This is a genomic window from Caballeronia sp. dw_276, assembly GCF_018449635.1.
In the GTDB taxonomy this organism is placed as follows: Bacteria; Pseudomonadota; Gammaproteobacteria; order Burkholderiales; family Burkholderiaceae; genus Caballeronia.
In genome coordinates this window covers 273,741-288,708 of the sequence record NZ_JAAVUV010000006.1, presented here as the reverse complement: position 1 = coordinate 288,708, position 14,968 = coordinate 273,741, and the positions used below count along the sequence as shown (strand labels likewise).

Below are 14,968 nucleotides of genomic sequence, written 5' to 3'. Positions count from 1 at the left end.
CTGGCCAAAGTTGCTTTATGGATTCAAACATTAGAGTCCCACGAATGCGGTTTCTAGTACGGGCTCGATCGTCGCAAGAGCAGCCCGGCCACACGCCATTATTTGCGCGACGGCTGGATCGATCTTGTTTGCGCTTTTCGCCTTGTCCGGCTTGACGTTACCCGCCGGGTCCTTGGTTGCCACGACGTTGCTCATCGCCCACGTCATCACCGGGTCATTCGGATGTATCAACTGACAGCCCTTGATAAGCCGATCAAATTCTTTCATCGCCGGACTCATGCTGGCGAACCCTTGCCCGAAGGCGACCATGTTCGCGCCCTCGTTCATCAGGTCCGTAACGAGCTGCGAGCTATTCCAACGGTCAAACGCGATCTCCTCGATTGGGAATCGATCAAGGAGCTTTTTTGCATCGCTTTTGATGAACTCATAATCGGTGACATTGCCAGGCGTGAGCGTCAACCAGCCCTGCTCTTTCCAAACGAGGTAAAGACGATGATTGGGGTTTTCCTTATCCAGCGCGACGTCTTCGGGGAGGTAATGCTTGCCCCATAAAGCACGCGTGCCATCCTTCAAGATGAACTGCAATCCAAGCGAGCACAGATCGGAAGTGCTCGCCAGATCGAGACCGCCGTAGACGGCAACGACATCGCGCAAATCGTCTAGGGTGTAGGTCTTGCCGCAGGCCTTCCAGCGGTCCATTTGCATCCACAAATGCGCCGCTTTTACCCAGATATTGAAGCGCTTTGTTTTGAGGTTTGCCTGAGCAAGTGGCTCATTCTCAGCAACACGCACGGACTCTGCCAAGTTATCCGCGAAGACTGACAGGCCAAGGTTCGGATTCGCCTTGATCCATACGGCCGGATCGCTCCAATTGTCTTTATCGTCCTCCTCTTGGCCGTCATAGCCGTCTAGCGTATAGATGACGCCGAAATACGCATCGTCATCGATCGCCTCTTCAAGGATCCGCCGCACATAGTTGCGTTGCTCGATACAGATTGATCCTTCAGCATTAAAGCCAGCGGTTGTGATAGCGAACATCAGCGGCTGCGAGCGCGATCCCGATGCCGACTCAATCACGTCCCAAAGCGCGCGGGACGGGTGAGCGTGCAACTCGTCGATGATCGCGCCGTGAGGATTCAGACCGTCGTGCGTACCAGCGTCAGCGCCGAGTGGCTTGTATGTGTTCGCGGTTCCCGGCAACAGGATGTCGTTCTTGACGATGCGCAGATGTTTGCGCAGCACGGTCGATTGCATAACCATGCGTTTCGCTTCTTCATGCACGATCTTTGCCTGATCGAGCTTGGTGGCGGCGGTGTAAACCTCCGCGCCAGCTATACCGTCGCCGATCAGGAGATACAGGCCGACGCCGGAAAGCAAAGTTGATTTGCCGTTCTTCCGAGCGACCTCCCAATACGCCTTACGGAAACGCCGGGTTCCATCGGCCCGCAACCAGCCAAACAGGACCGCGAGCCAGAACGCTTGCCACGGTGAGAGCTCGAACGTGGATCCGGCCCACTTGTCCTTGCTGTGCTTCAGGAAGTCGAAGAACGCCAGGACGTGCCGAGCGTGCGCATCACTGAATACAAGGCCACGTTTATGGCCATGCTCTAAATCGCGATAGTGCCGCTCCACTGCACGACGCACCCACTTGCACACGACGATCTTGCCAGCGATGACGTCACGGCCGTACGCATCCCAGTCAAGATCGGCATTTTTCATCGAGAGCTGACTAGCTTGGGCGGTTGCGGCGCTTGCGGTTTGTTGGATACAAAGGCGACAAGCGGATCGAACATGTCCGGCTGCTGCGGCTCGCGCATCGCCTGCTTTACCTTCGCGAACGACGGAATCGTCAGACACGCCTCGGGCAGCATCTGCAGCAGCTCACGCTTTAGGTTGCGTGCCACGTAGTACGCCTGGTGCGGCTGCTGATAGCCGTTCGGCGTTTTGGTCATGAACGAGCCGTCGTTTTCTTCCACATGCTTTTCAAGCGCAGCTTCCGCATCTACCCACTGGACAAAGGTTTTCACGATCACGTGCATGAGCATGGCGTCGGTGCGATGGATCAAGCCATAGTCAAGCAGCGCCTTCGCGACGTAGTCCCACACGCGTTTTTCAGCGAGCGACAGCGGTTTCAGCGGTTCGGGAATCTCTGACTCGACGCCAGTGGTTTGTTTGTCTGCGGCAGCGAGGTTGTCGACCATGCCGAGGTCTGGTTTCGATGGCTCCATGGTCGGCTCCTTGATCGAAGTGTTGCTTGGTGATGGAGGGGAGGCATTTTTGACCCCCCCCTCCTCCAAAAATCCTTCCCGTGTAAACACGGGCCTGAACAGGCGGTCCCGGCGAGGGGCGGCTCAGACTTTTCACCCCCCCGGGGAGGCCTTTCGTGCACGCGCGCGGGCGCTTTCAAGGGCCGTTTTGGCCGCGTGGCAGGGCTTGCAGATCGCCTGTAGATTGTTTTCATCGTCCGAGCCGCCTTCCGCCCTAGACACGATGTGATCGACGGCATCGCCCTTCGTCACACGCTGCTCGCGCAGGCACGGCTGACACAAGCCGCAGTCACGCGTGAGGATCCGCGTTCGGAGCCGAGTCCAGTACGAGCCGTAACCACGCTCGTGTCGGGAACCGCGATGCTCGTCTCGTTGCCAGCCGCTTGACTCACGTTGATGCGCGTCGCAAAACCCGGGCTTATCGACCAGTGCGGCGCAGCCTGCATGCCGGCACGGCGTCGGTGCTTTTCGGGGCATATTGATTGGCTCAATGCAATGAGCCCCGATGCAAACGCAACAGGGCTCATGAGGTTGGCACTACGATTTGAATGGGCGTGCGACTCCCACGTAACTCAGCAGGCTCCATTAATTATTCTTCTGTCCCGTTGAGGTTGCACGACTAACGCGCGGTGCCAGCGAATGTGCTTCATGTAAACGCTGCGGAGTCTATGGCCAAACTCTGCCTTGTGCAACTCCATCCGCTTACCTGATGGCCCATGCGAATTGTTCCTCCGTCTGCGAGTCGATGCGCGTCAATACATCGGCCAGCCACTCGAAACGCGAAAGCCAACGCCGGTGGTATTGATCAAGCGGTACGCCTATCGCCGCAGCTCGCTGAGCGTGGTTGACTGGCTCGCGTCCAGTGCCGTTGCAGTGACTGCACACGTGAGGATTCTTTGATGCGGCCTTGCGTTCCACAAAGCCCTTATCGAGACAGGTAGGGCATGCCGATCGAACGACGCGCGGCCAAGGAGAAAAGCGCAGGCCGTTGGCCGCTGCAATCGGAGCGGGCCAACGTGAGAACTGCAGACTGTCAGCTATCGCGACCTGTAGATGGCTGCAAGTTGGACAAGAGACGCGAAGCGTAGCCCGTTGACCCCGACCTAGCATCCCGTATCCGCCGCACGCGCTGCATCGGTCGGCGACCCATTCCGCGATGGCGCGTTCGGCGAACGAAACGAACACCGCATCAGCACCACCGCCCGATGTCCTGGTGCGTTTAAAGCGATTGGAACCGCCGATCCGGCTCGCCAGCAACAACGCCGCACGACGCAACGTCTTGCCGCGCCGATCTTCGCCATACTTCATGTGCCACAGCATGTTGCCCAGATCATCGACCATGGCGATCGCGCCCAAAGTTACTTGGCGATCCGGCGCAACATCGGCCAAGGCTACTCGAACGTTCATCGCAATCGCGGCTCGTTCTTTCAGCAGGCTCATCGGCTATCTCCTTTCCGTCCTACTGTCCCAATGTCCCAAGGAAAAAGAACAGCGGAAGCGCGCGGGTGTGCGCGACATGCGCCCCATGCCCGCACGTCGCGCATGTCGCATGCGCCCATACGCACACACACGAGGCGCAACGCTTGGGACATCGGGACACGCGACAATGAACGGCGCGCTGCTGACGCGATAACGGCGCGCTTACAAAGGCTGTCGCGCGCGCCACAGGTGGCAGGGCGATTTGCGAACGGCGCGACAATACGGGGTTCACAGCGGCGCATCATCGTCGCTCTCCGCACGTTGGAAGTTCGCTAACGCGACAGGTTTTTCGATATCGTCAATTGGATCCGGCGCGGTGTAATACCATTCGCGCGTGCCCGACGACTCGCGCTTGCGGATCCAACCGATTGACTTCAATGCCTTGCCGACCCGGCGCTGCTCAGCGGGCGTCCACTTCGATATTTCCAGCTTCAGGCAGTCGCCGAGGATGTCCTGCATGGTGATCCTGCTCAGCACGGCGATATGCTTCGCGATCATCGTTTCGTAGATGTCGCCTTCATACCGCGCTTCCTGCTCCGCCGAGAACAGGTGTTTTTCGGTCGGCAGAACCTGCCACGGCGTCGGAAGCAGCCCTTCGGCTTCGCTGTTAGCACGGTGCCATTCGACGTAGACGGTGTACGCTTCTGCCCAGATCTGATCGCGGTCAGCGGCCAGTTCTTTTAAGCGGATGCGTGGGGATGCCTTAACAGGCCAATAGCGGCGATTGCCAGACTCATCCTTGAGATAAGTATCGAAGTTGACGGTGCCGGCAAACACGCTCTGTCGCGGGACGTCTATCGCGCGCTTGGCATATGGAGGCCGATATGTATCCACTGCCGTCGTAAAAAACCGCTTTGCGTTCGACGAGTCGGACTTGCTCAAGGCGTCGAGTTCGGCCAGCTCGATTACCCACTTACCAGCCATCACCGCAAACGCATCCTTGTCGCCAATCACGATATTCGCGTCGGTGAACCACTGCGGCGAAAAAAGAGTACGGAATGCGGCCGATTTACCAGCGTCCTGCACGCCCTCAAGAATCAAGACGTTGTCCATTTTGCATCCAGGCTGCATGACGCGGCCGATAGCGCCAAGCAGCCACTTGAAACCAGCCAGGCGCACATACTCGCTATCTTCCACGCCTAGGTATGTAATGAGCCACGAGCGAAGCCGCTCAACTCGATCCCATTGCAGTGCATCGAGATAGTCCCTTACTTCGTGATAGCGGTTCCGGTCGGCTATGAGGAACACAGCGTCCATCACAACATCACTACGTGGACTAAACGACCAGAATTGTCCGAGCCAAAGCACGCAGCGCGCATCGTCGCGATCAGTCCATTCGCCGACTTCGCCGCCCTCGAAAGGTGGAGGTTTCAGTTTCATCACGCGCAACGAGAACTGCTCGAATCCAAACACGCCTTTCCAGCGCGGATCGTTCGTCAGGATCGCGAATACGTTGTCGAGACATGGAAGCAAGGCATGCGATTTTTCCGCCCGCCGCAACTGGTGCTGCCACTCAACTACATCGTTAGCCGGGTCGTTCGGATGCAGCCCTTCATCGTCAGCGCCAGCGGAATCGGCGTGCTCTGCACCCAGCAGCCGGATCACCGTGCGCACGTTGTTGGAGCTAGGGGCGGATACAACGTCTGCCGCTTCCATTGCTTCGATAAGACGCGCAGCACGGTTGACGCCGATGCGCAGCTGGCGCTGCAAGGCAGAGACACTCGCGCGCGCGCCCTTTCGGACAAATGCGACCGCTTCGTTAAACAAAGGATCCTCGCCTGGATCCACAGCATGCAGATGAGGAAACGCAGGTATATCTGAGATGCTCGGTGCGAGGGCCGCGAGCAATCCGGCCTCTATCTGCGCCTTGACGACATGCAGGCCCTCATCAACATGGAGATCGTTAAAATCCGTGAGTTTGCGATCCTCACGATTCGCGAACACTGGATAGACGACGCTGGCGTTTCCTATTGCAGCTGCCGCCTCATAAGCGCGCTTAAGGCCGGTGTTTTCAAATCGACGCAACCGCTCGGGCATCACATCGTTCCAAACCGCGAGCTCGATGTATCCGATACCCTGCTCATCCTTCCGATACGCCGCGCGAAGCATGTACGCCGTTTTGTTGGCCTTGATCGAAACGGGATCCGCAACTTCGTCGATGGTGAGCTCACCATCGAAAGCATATTCGGCCAACAAATGCTCGCGCAGGCGCTGTTCGAGCTTCCAGTCGTCGTCTGCGCATATAAGAACGTGCAGATCGTGGTGGCGATCGCGCAAGTAGGCTGCCGTATCCATGATGCCACCGGCGTCAAAGCACACGAACAACGGAATCCGTTCATCCGTCGCCATTCGAATCGATCGACCTGTCGCATATCCTTCAGCGACCATCGCAACCTTGTCTCCGTGCTCAATTTCTCCTAATTGGAAAGCTGCGCCCTTTTTCTCCATGCCGGCATTGAAGCGTTTTGCGCCGGATGGAGTGATCTTTTGCAGACCGACCAGGCGAACACCGTTGCCATAACGAAACATCGGTACGAACAGTGTCCCGTCTGAATCGAACCGCACGCCCTCAGGCGTGATTTGCTTCCGGTCGAGATATTCTGACGTGCCGGACGAGGTTGCCTCTTGCCATTGCGACGCCGCGCGGTTCGCCGCAAGCTTCGCCTTGTGAACCCGCCTTTCTTCCTCAACGCGCTCCGTTTCACGCTGGCGTGCGCGCGTTGCCGCAATGTCATCGGGCGAAAGAGAATCGCCCTGCCACATGAAAGTCGTGGCCCCGTTGTCGTCGCCTGACCAGTGACCAAACGCACCTGTGTAACCGATGACGCGACCTGCCTTCTCCACCTCATGAGCGGAATACCAATATTTTTTGCGCGGGCCATACCGATGCGGTTTCCCGTCAGCGATTGGATGACCATCAGGCAGCTTAGGGTGTCCAGCAGCGTCAAGCTGCTGGATGATCTGATCGATCGTCGCCATTATTTATAAGTTACGTGATGAACGAATTTGCCGTCTGCGCGCTGACGAATGCGCATTTGCAGGATCCTTGCTTGCACGCGCACGATCCGCAAAGAGGCCGCAGCCGAATTCCTTGATCGCAACGCTGTTGCGGCGCTAAACAAAGTCACTTTGGTATCCCTCGATTTATTTGCTGCGAAGACGGTGCCACTCAGCCGCCATCAGTTCTTTGAACCGACCTAATTGATCGGCGCTGAGATGGCCGGCGATGATCCCGGTGAAAGTTTGGCGTTCCGTTTTGGTCGCGAGCGAGGCGCAGTACCGTGCAGACCGATCGATAAAATCGTCCAGGTGGCCTGCTCGGCTTGCGGTCGTGAGGATCCAGTCCGGCGTGTCCGGAAAAACCGGAAGCAGTGCAGCGAGGAAGCGAGCAACGCTACCGGGAGCGTGTACGGCGAGGCGCAGGATTTCATTGTTTGCGCACGCGTACTGATGGCCCAAGTCGCAATAAAGCCCCACCGCCTCGCGGTGAGGGTTGCAGCACGCCATTCCCTTGCAGAACTGCATGCTTAGCGCCTGTTCGCCTTGTTCAGCCCGACCACATTTCGCGCAAGCTTGTCGAGCAAGCGATGGCTCTTTCGCACTTCAGTAGAAATGCGTTCGACTTCCCTATCGTCGATCCGACCGTCGGCTACCGCGTCGATCACCTCGCGAGCGACGACGCCGGTCTGCGATGCAATTTCGAGCGTGGATCGAGCGATGCCATTCACGGACGCGGCATCAGATTCGTCGTCTACCGGGATCGCCCGGAAGCCAAATCGCTCGTTCAACGCAATCAAGGCATCGTGCGCGTGCTCCTGCCGCTTCTCTTCCATCCACTCGATGAGCAGCTCGAACATCTCAAATGAAAGCCGGTTCTCGCCTTCATTGCGAAGGCGCAAGCGCAACGATTCGGTGTGAATGCTCTTGCCGCGTCGATTCGTGAGGAACGCAGCGGCATCTGCAACGCCGCCCGGAGTATTACGGACTGATGTGTACAGGACGTCCAGCGGCTCGCTTCCGTCATATCGGCAGGTCATTTGCGCCCCAATTCTTTGTAGTTATCGCGTTTCAATCTGTAAACCGCTGGCCGGCGGTCCTAACATTCATATCAATCAAACAACAACTGCTACTGCCATGTCGCCGCAAAAAGAGAGTGCCCACCGCCGTGAGAGAATCGCCAGCTCCCATACCGCAACACCACACAGCAGGGGCACTCATGACCGAACAAGAGCAACAGTTGCTTCAACAACGCCTACACAAACTGGAAAGCTTCGAAGCTGGAATGAGCGTGGCGCTCGTCGCGTTGAAGGCCGCCATCCAAGCATCTCCAGGGTTCAACCAAACAGCCTTGGAGGATTGCGTCACGTTTTTCCTCGCGAATCCCGCTGCAAATGTGGATCCAGTCGAATTCGCTTTTCCGCTCAAGACGCTGCTTCAGGATCCGACGGCGCTGCTGAAGGAGTTGCACTATCCGGGTTGAATTCAAACCGGCCACCCCCGTTAATTCGCCATTTGGCGCTTGTCGCCACAAATCGGGGCATCGTCTCGTCGCGAGACGGGTCGATGCCTATGAGATACGGCCCACTCGACTCGCGCAGCTGGCTCTTACGTTCAAGCGCCGGATTGATCAACCACAACACCAGACGCGCATACAGTCGTTTCATCAATTCCTCACTCGGCTTAGGCCTGCGCCATGCATAAGAAACCTTCAGTGCGTGGCGTGACTGGAATCGGCCGTCGCCGACTGCTCAGGCAATCCCGAGAAGTAATCGAACAACGCTTGCACCGTATCGACTCGCGGGTTAGTTACGAATCGCCCGCCGATCTTGGTAATGGTCTGGTACGGGACAGCGCTCTCCTCCGCTATACGCGGCCAGTCGCCTTTTACCTGATCCAATCGGCGCAAGACGGTGCTAAGCATCGGTTCCTGCTTGTGTGTCATTCGAATGCCCCCGAAAATGTTTGAGCGCGAAACTTCCGTATGCGGAATTTAACACAAACCTCTGATTTCCACATAGGGAATTCCTTATGTGGAATGATTTCTCTTATGGCTAAAGAGAAATCAATGCGAGCACTTTTGGCGGAGCGAACCCGAACGTGGATGTCCCGCGTGCCGGAGGCTGGCACGCAGGCAAAGCTTTCAGCACGAGCCGGGATGTCCCAAAGCTCGATTCATAGGGTTTTGTTTCAAGACACTGAACCGGAGCTCGACACTGCATTTAAGCTCGCGTCGGCCTTTGGAATTACGGTGGCGGAGCTGCTCGCGGAAGATGGCGTGGACACGGACCAGAGATTGCCGTTCGACGTCGAGCGGTATCAGGCGCTGCCCGAAACCGAGAAAGAAAAGATCAAAGCCTTCGCTGAATTTGTAATCGCGACTCACGAGACGAGCGCAAAGACGCCGTCCATAGTGTCTGAAACGATCCACGCGACTCCTAGCGAGATGGCACTCGCTCGGCGCGTTGCTCAACGAAATCTAACCACAGATACGTTGAGCACACATGAGAACCAACAAGAAACCAGCACAAAGGCAACTAGACGGAACAAGGGCGCCCGTAGTTAATCTGGCGTCATACCAGCGTCGTCGGCCCGCCCCACCCTCAGATCCATCCCCACGTGGCGATCCTAATATCGCCGCGCGTCATGCGCTCGTCTCCAAACATCTGATCGGGCACGCAACTTCGCTAGAAAAAACACTCGTAGCAGCAGCCATCGTGCTCCTGCACGCTGATGGGACTACGCACACATCTGCCATCGGGATCGAACCTGAATACGCCGCGTTTGTTTTGCGTGGCTTCGATCGACTAATTTCGGCGATCAAGGGGAATGCGCCGCCCGCGCAACAGCCGCCCAGGCAGCGTGGTTTCGTTACAACGGCTGGCCTGATTGCTATCGCGTTCGCTGCGGCGACTTATATCAATGACATTGCGTGGCTTGATGCAGCTCTTTCTATAGCTGGCCAGATAGTGGCGACGTATGCGTGGAAACGTCACGACTGACTTCCTCGCACGGAACCGAATAAAAAAATATGGCCAAAAAATTAGAATAATTCCGCATACGGATTGACACGAAATTCCTTATACGGATATTCTCCGGTGCATTGGCGCGCTTCCTTCGCTGCCATTCATCGGAGAATTCAATGGATCACCTCCCGGACCACCACACCACCGCCCGCATAGCTGCACTGCGTCAGATGCAAGGCCTGCCGTTTGTCATCCCGACGGACCACACCGCGTACCGCCAAAGTGACTTTGAGAGATCGAAGGTCTGGCGTTACGTCTTCATCGCGGCTTTCGTTGTCGGCGTCGCTCGCTTTTTTGAAGCGCCTCCGGCTTCCACCCCGCAGCCAGCCGTCCACGCTCCCGCATCAAATACCGGGAACGTCTAGTCATGAAAATCGTTTTTGTGACCGGCCCACAGGGATCTGGAAAAGCTCCCGTTTCCCAGATGATTCGTCGCCGTTTTGAGGGTGTCGGGCTAACTGTCGAGAGCATTGAGCATAACTCCGACTATTTCGATCGCGTTCGCCCGAATGAGGCAGACGTTCTGATCGTTACCTCACACCTCGACTTTCCGTTTTGTGGAGTGCGGCCAGACGTGACCGTCGACCTGTCGGGTTCCAACGTCAACGCCGCCCTGCACGCCCTGTTTCAGTAGAGACAGTCGTGGCCGAGCGAATCCCCGTATCCGATGCCGAACTCGCGAAAGAGTTTCGCCTTCGCCGCGTTCGTGGATCCGCCGTCGACGCTGTCACCAATCCCGCCCTTCGAATCTGCCTGACCACCTGCGCCGAGCTGCGGAAGAAACAGCACGAGGTGCAACAACCCGATCCGGACCTCAAGCGTCTTGCGGCCGGCGACTCCGACTGAGAACCATGCCAAAGATAAACCTACTTCCGCACTTGGACGTGTCGCGCAACGACACGCTCAGCCTGCGCACTTTCGTTAAATACGACCCCATGGCACGCCGTCCCGCAACGCCCGTCATGGTCGGACCGTTCGTTGTGCATCGCAAGCCGCTGCTCGGCCAGATCTACACGCTTTACATGATCATGGACGGCGATGAAATCGTACGCACCCAGATTTCCTATCCGAGCGAAGGCGACTGCGCCGCAGCAGTAAGCGCCCGTCGAAACGCAAAGCGCATTACTAACGCAGCGAAAAACAAAGCGGATCTCGCGAAGAAAGGCTGGCAGGCAAAGCCGATCAAAGTGAAGGAGGCCGCGTGATCCTCTCGTACATCATCGCCATCACCCTGTGTATCGCCGTTTGGCTGCTGTTGCAGAGTGGCCGACGTCGCACGCTTGGCGCAGTTTTCGGACTAGTCAATTCGTTCTTTTGGATGCTCGCTAGCTACCCGGCGAGCGCTTACCCCGTCACTATCGTCTCCGGCATTTGCGCGCTGCAATTCGCTTGCTTCCTCCTTTCACTTAGTACTGTCGCGCTCAGGAGGTCCCATGCACGGTGATCTTTCAGCGATCGCAAAGCATCTGATTGCAATGCTCAATCAGTCGACCTACCTCACGACGGCCGACATCACTGAAGCGCTCCCGCACGCCGATCACGATGCTGTCGGGATCGAGATGGACATGCTGATGCGTGCAGGCGTAGTAACTCGCGGTTTCGTGCGGCACTCGGAACCGCTCGACGTCGCTTACTGGTTAGAACATAAGCCCCGGCCTGCTGGCGTTGTGGGACCGGGAGTTGTCACGGCGAACGACTTCGCCAGCGCATCGGAGGTAAGCAATGGTTAAGTCCAAGTCCCTGCAGCTCGATGTGCCAATCGTCACCGGCAACACCAAAGCCGCAGTCAAGGCTGCCGGCGGTGGATCGTCCGACCTATGGACCGTCCCACCGTCCGCAATTTTCTACGACCCGAGAGACAACGTTCGGCCGCTCGACCAGGCGCGCGTGCGACACATTGCCGACCTTATCCGGGTGAACGGATACGACCGCAAAAAGCCTTTAGGGTGCATTGTTAGAAAGGTTGATGGCGAAGATCGCATCTACGTCTATGAAGGCCAGCACCGATACCATGCCGCTCTTCTCGTCATCAGCGAAGGAATCAGCATCGAGCGGTTGCCGATCGTGATTGACGAGGCCAAATCGGTCAGTCGAGAAAACCTGATTGTCGCTGGCGTCACCAACAACGATGGCGAAAAACTGTCGCCGCTTGATCTCGCTTCTGCAGTCGTCGAGCTGCAGCAACTGAATATTACGCAGAAGGTTATTTGTGCACGCCTTGGTATCACCGATCAAACGATCCGCGATGTCACATTGCTTGCCACCGCGCCAGCTGCGATTCACGACCTGATCCGATCGAAAGTCGTTTCGTCTACGCTGGCGATCGAGGAGATACGCACGTACGGCGGCGACAAGGCCATGTTTCGCCTGACAAGTGCCGCCGCTCAAGCGAAGGCAACCGGCACCGGAAAGATCACCAAGAAAGCCCTGCCGAAGCCGGCGACTAAGGGGATCACTGGCGAACAGGCAAAGCAACTTTTGCAAGCGCTGCAGTCGGTTCTTCATGATCCACTGTTCGGGAAACTCTCGCCAGGCACAGTGGCCGGCGTCCATTCGGCGCTTACGCCGCTCAGCGATCTACTCGACGCGCTGCCTAAGAAGTCGGCATACCCGATTCACCACCCAAACAAGCATGGCGTATTCGATAAATGCGAGGTCATCCGCGCACCAATGAGCAAGCGCACAGGCCTGTCGCCTGCCGAGATTCATCTCGCCCAACCCGAGGATGGGTCTTGGATCTTCTCGACCACATTGCGCATCGGTAACAGCGGCACTAGTGGGGTCCCCTCCATTCGCGATTTCGAATTCGCCTGTCCGACGCGCATGCAGGCAATCAGAGCTGCGGTATCGGAGCTTACGCGTGCGCTCGACACACCTGAGCGACGCATTGAGAAGGACGCGAAGGCCGTTCACACGTGGCTTAACAAGCTGCACTTGATGCCAGATCCGGACTGGTCGGAAGAGCTCTCGGCGAAGTACGCAGAGGAGAACGCCTGATGGTTCGCGCGGCTATTTCTACCCCACACCCGCTGGCGCAAGAGCGACAACACGCGGGAAAACGCGGGACGCTCGCAAAACTCCGCTCCGTTCCGGCGCATACCTTGAATTCCGACTCCGACAGCAACGGGCTTGCGCCCGCCCAAGCGATCGAGACGATGGACGTCGATCCGCTGGCGCGGCCCGACGACAGCAACGGGCTGACGCCCGCCAAAGCGATCCAGAAAGACGATGCGCCGCTCGCGCGGCGAACGACTATCCAGAAAGACGAAGGCGAGTCGAAAACACGACTCGCCATGTTTGCGCGGATCAACGCACTTCGCATCGAGATCCGCCAGTTGACTGAGGACGTCGTACTCGCGGCCGACGTCGAGCTGCTCGACCTCATGCGCGACGAAGTCGGCAGCTATAGCCGACACAAGGCGGCACAGGAAGCGCGCACATGGGCTGGCACAGCCGGCATCCAACTTGAAACCGGATTAATGATGCTCGACCGCGCGTTGCGGCCGACGTCGTGTTGAGGAACCGACCATGAATAACGAAGCGAGCAAATACGTACCGACCGCTATGCACATCTACAGTGATAAGACGGGGAAGCCACTCGTGACCGTGCGAGGCGACGGCACGGTAGACATCAATAGTGATGTCACGCTTGACGAGGCCGCGACCGGATTCTGGAATGCGGTTCGGAAAGTCTTTGATCAGCACCGTACGCCGCCGGCTGAGATGGAGCTGCGCGCCATCCACGCAACCGCGGTTACCGCCGTGCTCACGACAGACAAGATGCTCACACCGGACGTAGATGCGTGGTGGCCGCCTTACCTTCGCTCGGTGCTCACGCAATCGTCCCGCCCTTGGTTCACGTCGACGTCCAAGGCCGACGCGACGACCGACGATCAGCCGGCGCACTGGCAATACCTGTTCACTTATCCTTTTGACGGCTCCCCCGTATGGCGTGACGACTCGCGCGAGTGGAACGGACAGCGTCCGAAGGCCGCTCGCGGGCTCTTCACCAGGCCGACGCCTAAGGAACTGCAGGAGAAGCTCCGCGACGCGCAGTTCGCGCTGAGTGCCTTGACCGTCGTTCGTCAAGCCCTTGGCCTTCCTACCGGCGCCAACCTCACGACTGACGTTGTGCAAGCTGCTTTAGACCTACAGATCGAGCAGGCCGGGAAAGCGGATGTGGTGATCACCGACCTGGTTGATCAGGTACGCGCAGTTGCCGGACGCCATCGACTTACCGCCAACGCGGAGCCGAAGCTGCACGCCGCGATCGATGCGGCTGACGCGTTCGTCTTTTCGCGCGAGCCGATCGAAGACGTCGGTCAAGCGAAGTCGTTCCAAGGAGGTGAAAGATGAATCTTGTGATCGAACTGTTTATCGCATGGTTCGCAGTCGCATCTGTGATCGCACTTTCGCTCGGTTACTTCATCCAAATTAACCGGCCCGCAGCGATGCACGCGGAATGGGTTCGCTCAGGAGATGCAGCGTGAGATGGATGATTGATAACCCATCGCGTGTCGCTCGCATCGTTGACGCGCGTGGACATGTGCAACTTACGCGAGACAAAGCAACTTTGCAGGCCGAGATCCTAGACGCGCTGATTATGGGTCACCAGCCAAAGACCGCACTCGCGCGGGCCCTGCAAACAAGCAAGGGCTTGATTGATGCCGCGCTTGCAGAACTGGCGAGGCAGGGAAAGATAGAAAACTTTCGGATGATGAGCGAGCGAAAGAGGATGGACGTGTTCTGGTGCATCTGCGGGAAGGCACCGGAGGCTAAACCGTCGTCGTATGGTTTCCGCGCCGCAGAAACGCTTGCTGCATTTCAGGCAGCAGCACAACGAGCAGCCAAACCATGAAAACCTACGACCTGCTTGAATGTGCGGAGCTGCTCAAGGTTGATCGCAACACCGTTCTGAAAATCGCAGGCACTGGCGAGCTGCCAGGCGCGAAGATCGGTAGGGCATGGGTTTTCCTTGAAGATGACGTGCTTTCGTTCCTCCGCAAGAAGATTCAGGAACAGTCGAATGCCAGGCTTCAGGGAGCTTTTGAGCCGGAAGCAGATGAAAAGCTTGCTAAGGCTATCGTACGGCAATTCAATACGCACGATCGTCGTCGACCTGGACGGCGAGCGCGCGTGTTGCCTACCTTGCCTGAGATCCCTAGCGTCGCAGTGGCATGAGTTTGGGCGGTACTGCGG

General features: G+C 57.6%; 21 protein-coding genes. 12 read left to right on the top strand and 9 right to left on the bottom strand.

Going from position 1 to position 14,968, the window contains the following annotated elements:
* Positions 1-30 precede the first annotated feature (30 nt).
* The 7 genes from HB633_RS15085 to HB633_RS15055 form a co-directional block, all read right to left on the bottom strand.
* Entirely contained in the window at positions 31-1,719 is a 1,689-nt protein-coding gene (locus HB633_RS15085) for a terminase TerL endonuclease subunit (RefSeq protein WP_213778868.1), read from the bottom strand.
* Positions 1,716-2,228, bottom strand: coding sequence for a P27 family phage terminase small subunit (locus tag HB633_RS15080; RefSeq protein WP_213778867.1), 513 nt, complete (start codon positions 2,226-2,228; stop codon positions 1,716-1,718). The genes HB633_RS15085 and HB633_RS15080 overlap by 4 nt, the downstream gene beginning before the upstream one ends.
* A 132-nt stretch (positions 2,229-2,360) precedes the next feature.
* Positions 2,361-2,744 (bottom strand): HNH endonuclease, encoded by a 384-nt coding sequence (locus HB633_RS15075; protein WP_213778866.1) that lies wholly within the window; start codon positions 2,742-2,744, stop codon positions 2,361-2,363.
* A gap of 225 nt (positions 2,745-2,969) precedes the next feature.
* Positions 2,970-3,707 carry a hypothetical protein gene (locus tag HB633_RS15070; RefSeq protein WP_213778865.1) on the bottom strand — a complete coding sequence of 246 codons (738 nt, stop codon included), beginning with the start codon at positions 3,705-3,707 and terminating at the stop codon, positions 2,970-2,972.
* A gap of 267 nt (positions 3,708-3,974) precedes the next feature.
* Positions 3,975-6,725 (bottom strand): VapE domain-containing protein, encoded by a 2,751-nt coding sequence (locus HB633_RS15065; RefSeq protein ID WP_213778864.1) that lies wholly within the window; start codon positions 6,723-6,725, stop codon positions 3,975-3,977.
* A gap of 165 nt (positions 6,726-6,890) precedes the next feature.
* Positions 6,891-7,271, bottom strand: a complete 381-nt coding sequence (locus HB633_RS15060; protein WP_213778863.1) for a hypothetical protein — start codon at positions 7,269-7,271, stop codon at positions 6,891-6,893.
* A 2-nt stretch (positions 7,272-7,273) separates the two neighbouring features.
* On the bottom strand, positions 7,274-7,783 hold the full coding sequence (locus HB633_RS15055; protein ID WP_213778862.1) for a phage regulatory CII family protein: 510 nt from the start codon (positions 7,781-7,783) through the stop codon (positions 7,274-7,276).
* Between the two features lie 179 nt (positions 7,784-7,962).
* Between HB633_RS15055 and HB633_RS15050 the strand changes: the two genes are divergently transcribed.
* Positions 7,963-8,226 (top strand): hypothetical protein, encoded by a 264-nt coding sequence (locus HB633_RS15050; protein WP_213778861.1) that lies wholly within the window; start codon positions 7,963-7,965, stop codon positions 8,224-8,226.
* A 228-nt stretch (positions 8,227-8,454) separates the two neighbouring features.
* Here HB633_RS15050 and HB633_RS15045 read toward each other — a convergent pair whose 3' ends face one another.
* A complete protein-coding gene (locus tag HB633_RS15045; protein WP_255580938.1) occupies positions 8,455-8,667 on the bottom strand; it encodes a hypothetical protein in 213 nt (70 codons plus the stop codon).
* Positions 8,668-8,793: 126 nt separating this feature from the next.
* On the opposite strand from HB633_RS15045, the gene HB633_RS15040 reads away from it, so the two are divergent.
* The 3 genes from HB633_RS15040 (at position 8,794) to HB633_RS15030 (ending at position 10,403) form a co-directional block, all read left to right on the top strand.
* Complete coding sequence (locus HB633_RS15040) at positions 8,794-9,309, top strand: helix-turn-helix transcriptional regulator (RefSeq protein ID WP_213778859.1); 516 nt, start codon at positions 8,794-8,796, stop codon at positions 9,307-9,309.
* The gene (locus HB633_RS15035) at positions 9,248-9,745 is read left to right on the top strand and encodes a hypothetical protein (RefSeq protein WP_213778858.1); all 498 of its coding nucleotides are present in this window, start codon (positions 9,248-9,250) and stop codon (positions 9,743-9,745) included. The genes HB633_RS15040 and HB633_RS15035 overlap by 62 nt, the downstream gene beginning before the upstream one ends.
* A 391-nt stretch (positions 9,746-10,136) precedes the next feature.
* The gene (locus HB633_RS15030) at positions 10,137-10,403 is read left to right on the top strand and encodes a hypothetical protein (RefSeq protein ID WP_213778857.1); all 267 of its coding nucleotides are present in this window, start codon (positions 10,137-10,139) and stop codon (positions 10,401-10,403) included.
* On the opposite strand, the gene HB633_RS15025 is transcribed toward HB633_RS15030, so the two are convergent.
* The gene (locus HB633_RS15025) at positions 10,397-10,627 is read right to left on the bottom strand and encodes a hypothetical protein (protein ID WP_213778856.1); all 231 of its coding nucleotides are present in this window, start codon (positions 10,625-10,627) and stop codon (positions 10,397-10,399) included. The genes HB633_RS15030 and HB633_RS15025 overlap by 7 nt on opposite strands.
* Here HB633_RS15025 and HB633_RS15020 point away from each other — a divergent pair.
* The 8 genes from HB633_RS15020 to HB633_RS14985 all read left to right on the top strand — a co-directional run bounded on the left by HB633_RS15020 (position 10,621) and on the right by HB633_RS14985 (position 14,950).
* On the top strand, positions 10,621-10,974 hold the full coding sequence (locus HB633_RS15020; RefSeq protein WP_213778855.1) for a beta-hexosaminidase: 354 nt from the start codon (positions 10,621-10,623) through the stop codon (positions 10,972-10,974). The genes HB633_RS15025 and HB633_RS15020 overlap by 7 nt on opposite strands.
* Before the next feature lie 228 nt (positions 10,975-11,202).
* Positions 11,203-11,499: a hypothetical protein gene (locus tag HB633_RS15015; protein ID WP_213778854.1), complete on the top strand. Its 297-nt coding sequence runs from the start codon at positions 11,203-11,205 to the stop codon at positions 11,497-11,499.
* Positions 11,492-12,766 carry a transcriptional regulator gene (locus tag HB633_RS15010; protein WP_213778853.1) on the top strand — a complete coding sequence of 425 codons (1,275 nt, stop codon included), beginning with the start codon at positions 11,492-11,494 and terminating at the stop codon, positions 12,764-12,766. The genes HB633_RS15015 and HB633_RS15010 overlap by 8 nt, the downstream gene beginning before the upstream one ends.
* 104 nt (positions 12,767-12,870) lie before the next feature.
* Positions 12,871-13,287 (top strand): hypothetical protein, encoded by a 417-nt coding sequence (locus HB633_RS15005; protein WP_255580937.1) that lies wholly within the window; start codon positions 12,871-12,873, stop codon positions 13,285-13,287.
* 10 nt (positions 13,288-13,297) lie between these two features.
* Positions 13,298-14,125, top strand: coding sequence for a hypothetical protein (locus HB633_RS15000; protein WP_213778852.1), 828 nt, complete (start codon positions 13,298-13,300; stop codon positions 14,123-14,125).
* Positions 14,122-14,259 carry a hypothetical protein gene (locus tag HB633_RS14995; protein ID WP_213778851.1) on the top strand — a complete coding sequence of 46 codons (138 nt, stop codon included), beginning with the start codon at positions 14,122-14,124 and terminating at the stop codon, positions 14,257-14,259. The genes HB633_RS15000 and HB633_RS14995 overlap by 4 nt, the downstream gene beginning before the upstream one ends.
* The gene (locus HB633_RS14990; protein ID WP_213778850.1) at positions 14,256-14,627 is read left to right on the top strand and encodes a hypothetical protein; all 372 of its coding nucleotides are present in this window, start codon (positions 14,256-14,258) and stop codon (positions 14,625-14,627) included. The genes HB633_RS14995 and HB633_RS14990 overlap by 4 nt, the downstream gene beginning before the upstream one ends.
* Positions 14,624-14,950: a helix-turn-helix domain-containing protein gene (locus tag HB633_RS14985; RefSeq protein WP_213778849.1), complete on the top strand. Its 327-nt coding sequence runs from the start codon at positions 14,624-14,626 to the stop codon at positions 14,948-14,950. The genes HB633_RS14990 and HB633_RS14985 overlap by 4 nt, the downstream gene beginning before the upstream one ends.
* Positions 14,951-14,968 lie beyond the last annotated feature (18 nt).

Coding starts and splice junctions, on each gene's coding strand:
- HB633_RS15055 (WP_213778862.1), bottom strand. CDS start 7,783: ATGACCTGCCGATATGACGGAAGCGAGCCGCTGGACGTCCTGTACACA.
- HB633_RS15065 (WP_213778864.1), bottom strand. CDS start 6,725: ATGGCGACGATCGATCAGATCATCCAGCAGCTTGACGCTGCTGGACAC.
- HB633_RS15085 (WP_213778868.1), bottom strand. CDS start 1,719: ATGAAAAATGCCGATCTTGACTGGGATGCGTACGGCCGTGACGTCATC.
- HB633_RS15035 (WP_213778858.1), top strand. CDS start 9,248: ATGAGAACCAACAAGAAACCAGCACAAAGGCAACTAGACGGAACAAGG.
- HB633_RS15010 (WP_213778853.1), top strand. CDS start 11,492: ATGGTTAAGTCCAAGTCCCTGCAGCTCGATGTGCCAATCGTCACCGGC.
- HB633_RS15050 (WP_213778861.1), top strand. CDS start 7,963: ATGACCGAACAAGAGCAACAGTTGCTTCAACAACGCCTACACAAACTG.
- HB633_RS15070 (WP_213778865.1), bottom strand. CDS start 3,707: ATGAGCCTGCTGAAAGAACGAGCCGCGATTGCGATGAACGTTCGAGTA.
- HB633_RS15075 (WP_213778866.1), bottom strand. CDS start 2,744: ATGCCCCGAAAAGCACCGACGCCGTGCCGGCATGCAGGCTGCGCCGCA.
- HB633_RS15030 (WP_213778857.1), top strand. CDS start 10,137: ATGAAAATCGTTTTTGTGACCGGCCCACAGGGATCTGGAAAAGCTCCC.
- HB633_RS15060 (WP_213778863.1), bottom strand. CDS start 7,271: ATGCAGTTCTGCAAGGGAATGGCGTGCTGCAACCCTCACCGCGAGGCG.
- HB633_RS15045 (WP_255580938.1), bottom strand. CDS start 8,667: ATGCTTAGCACCGTCTTGCGCCGATTGGATCAGGTAAAAGGCGACTGG.
- HB633_RS15015 (WP_213778854.1), top strand. CDS start 11,203: ATGCACGGTGATCTTTCAGCGATCGCAAAGCATCTGATTGCAATGCTC.
- HB633_RS14995 (WP_213778851.1), top strand. CDS start 14,122: ATGAATCTTGTGATCGAACTGTTTATCGCATGGTTCGCAGTCGCATCT.
- HB633_RS14985 (WP_213778849.1), top strand. CDS start 14,624: ATGAAAACCTACGACCTGCTTGAATGTGCGGAGCTGCTCAAGGTTGAT.
- HB633_RS15040 (WP_213778859.1), top strand. CDS start 8,794: ATGGCTAAAGAGAAATCAATGCGAGCACTTTTGGCGGAGCGAACCCGA.
- HB633_RS15080 (WP_213778867.1), bottom strand. CDS start 2,228: ATGGAGCCATCGAAACCAGACCTCGGCATGGTCGACAACCTCGCTGCC.
- HB633_RS15020 (WP_213778855.1), top strand. CDS start 10,621: ATGCCAAAGATAAACCTACTTCCGCACTTGGACGTGTCGCGCAACGAC.
- HB633_RS15000 (WP_213778852.1), top strand. CDS start 13,298: ATGAATAACGAAGCGAGCAAATACGTACCGACCGCTATGCACATCTAC.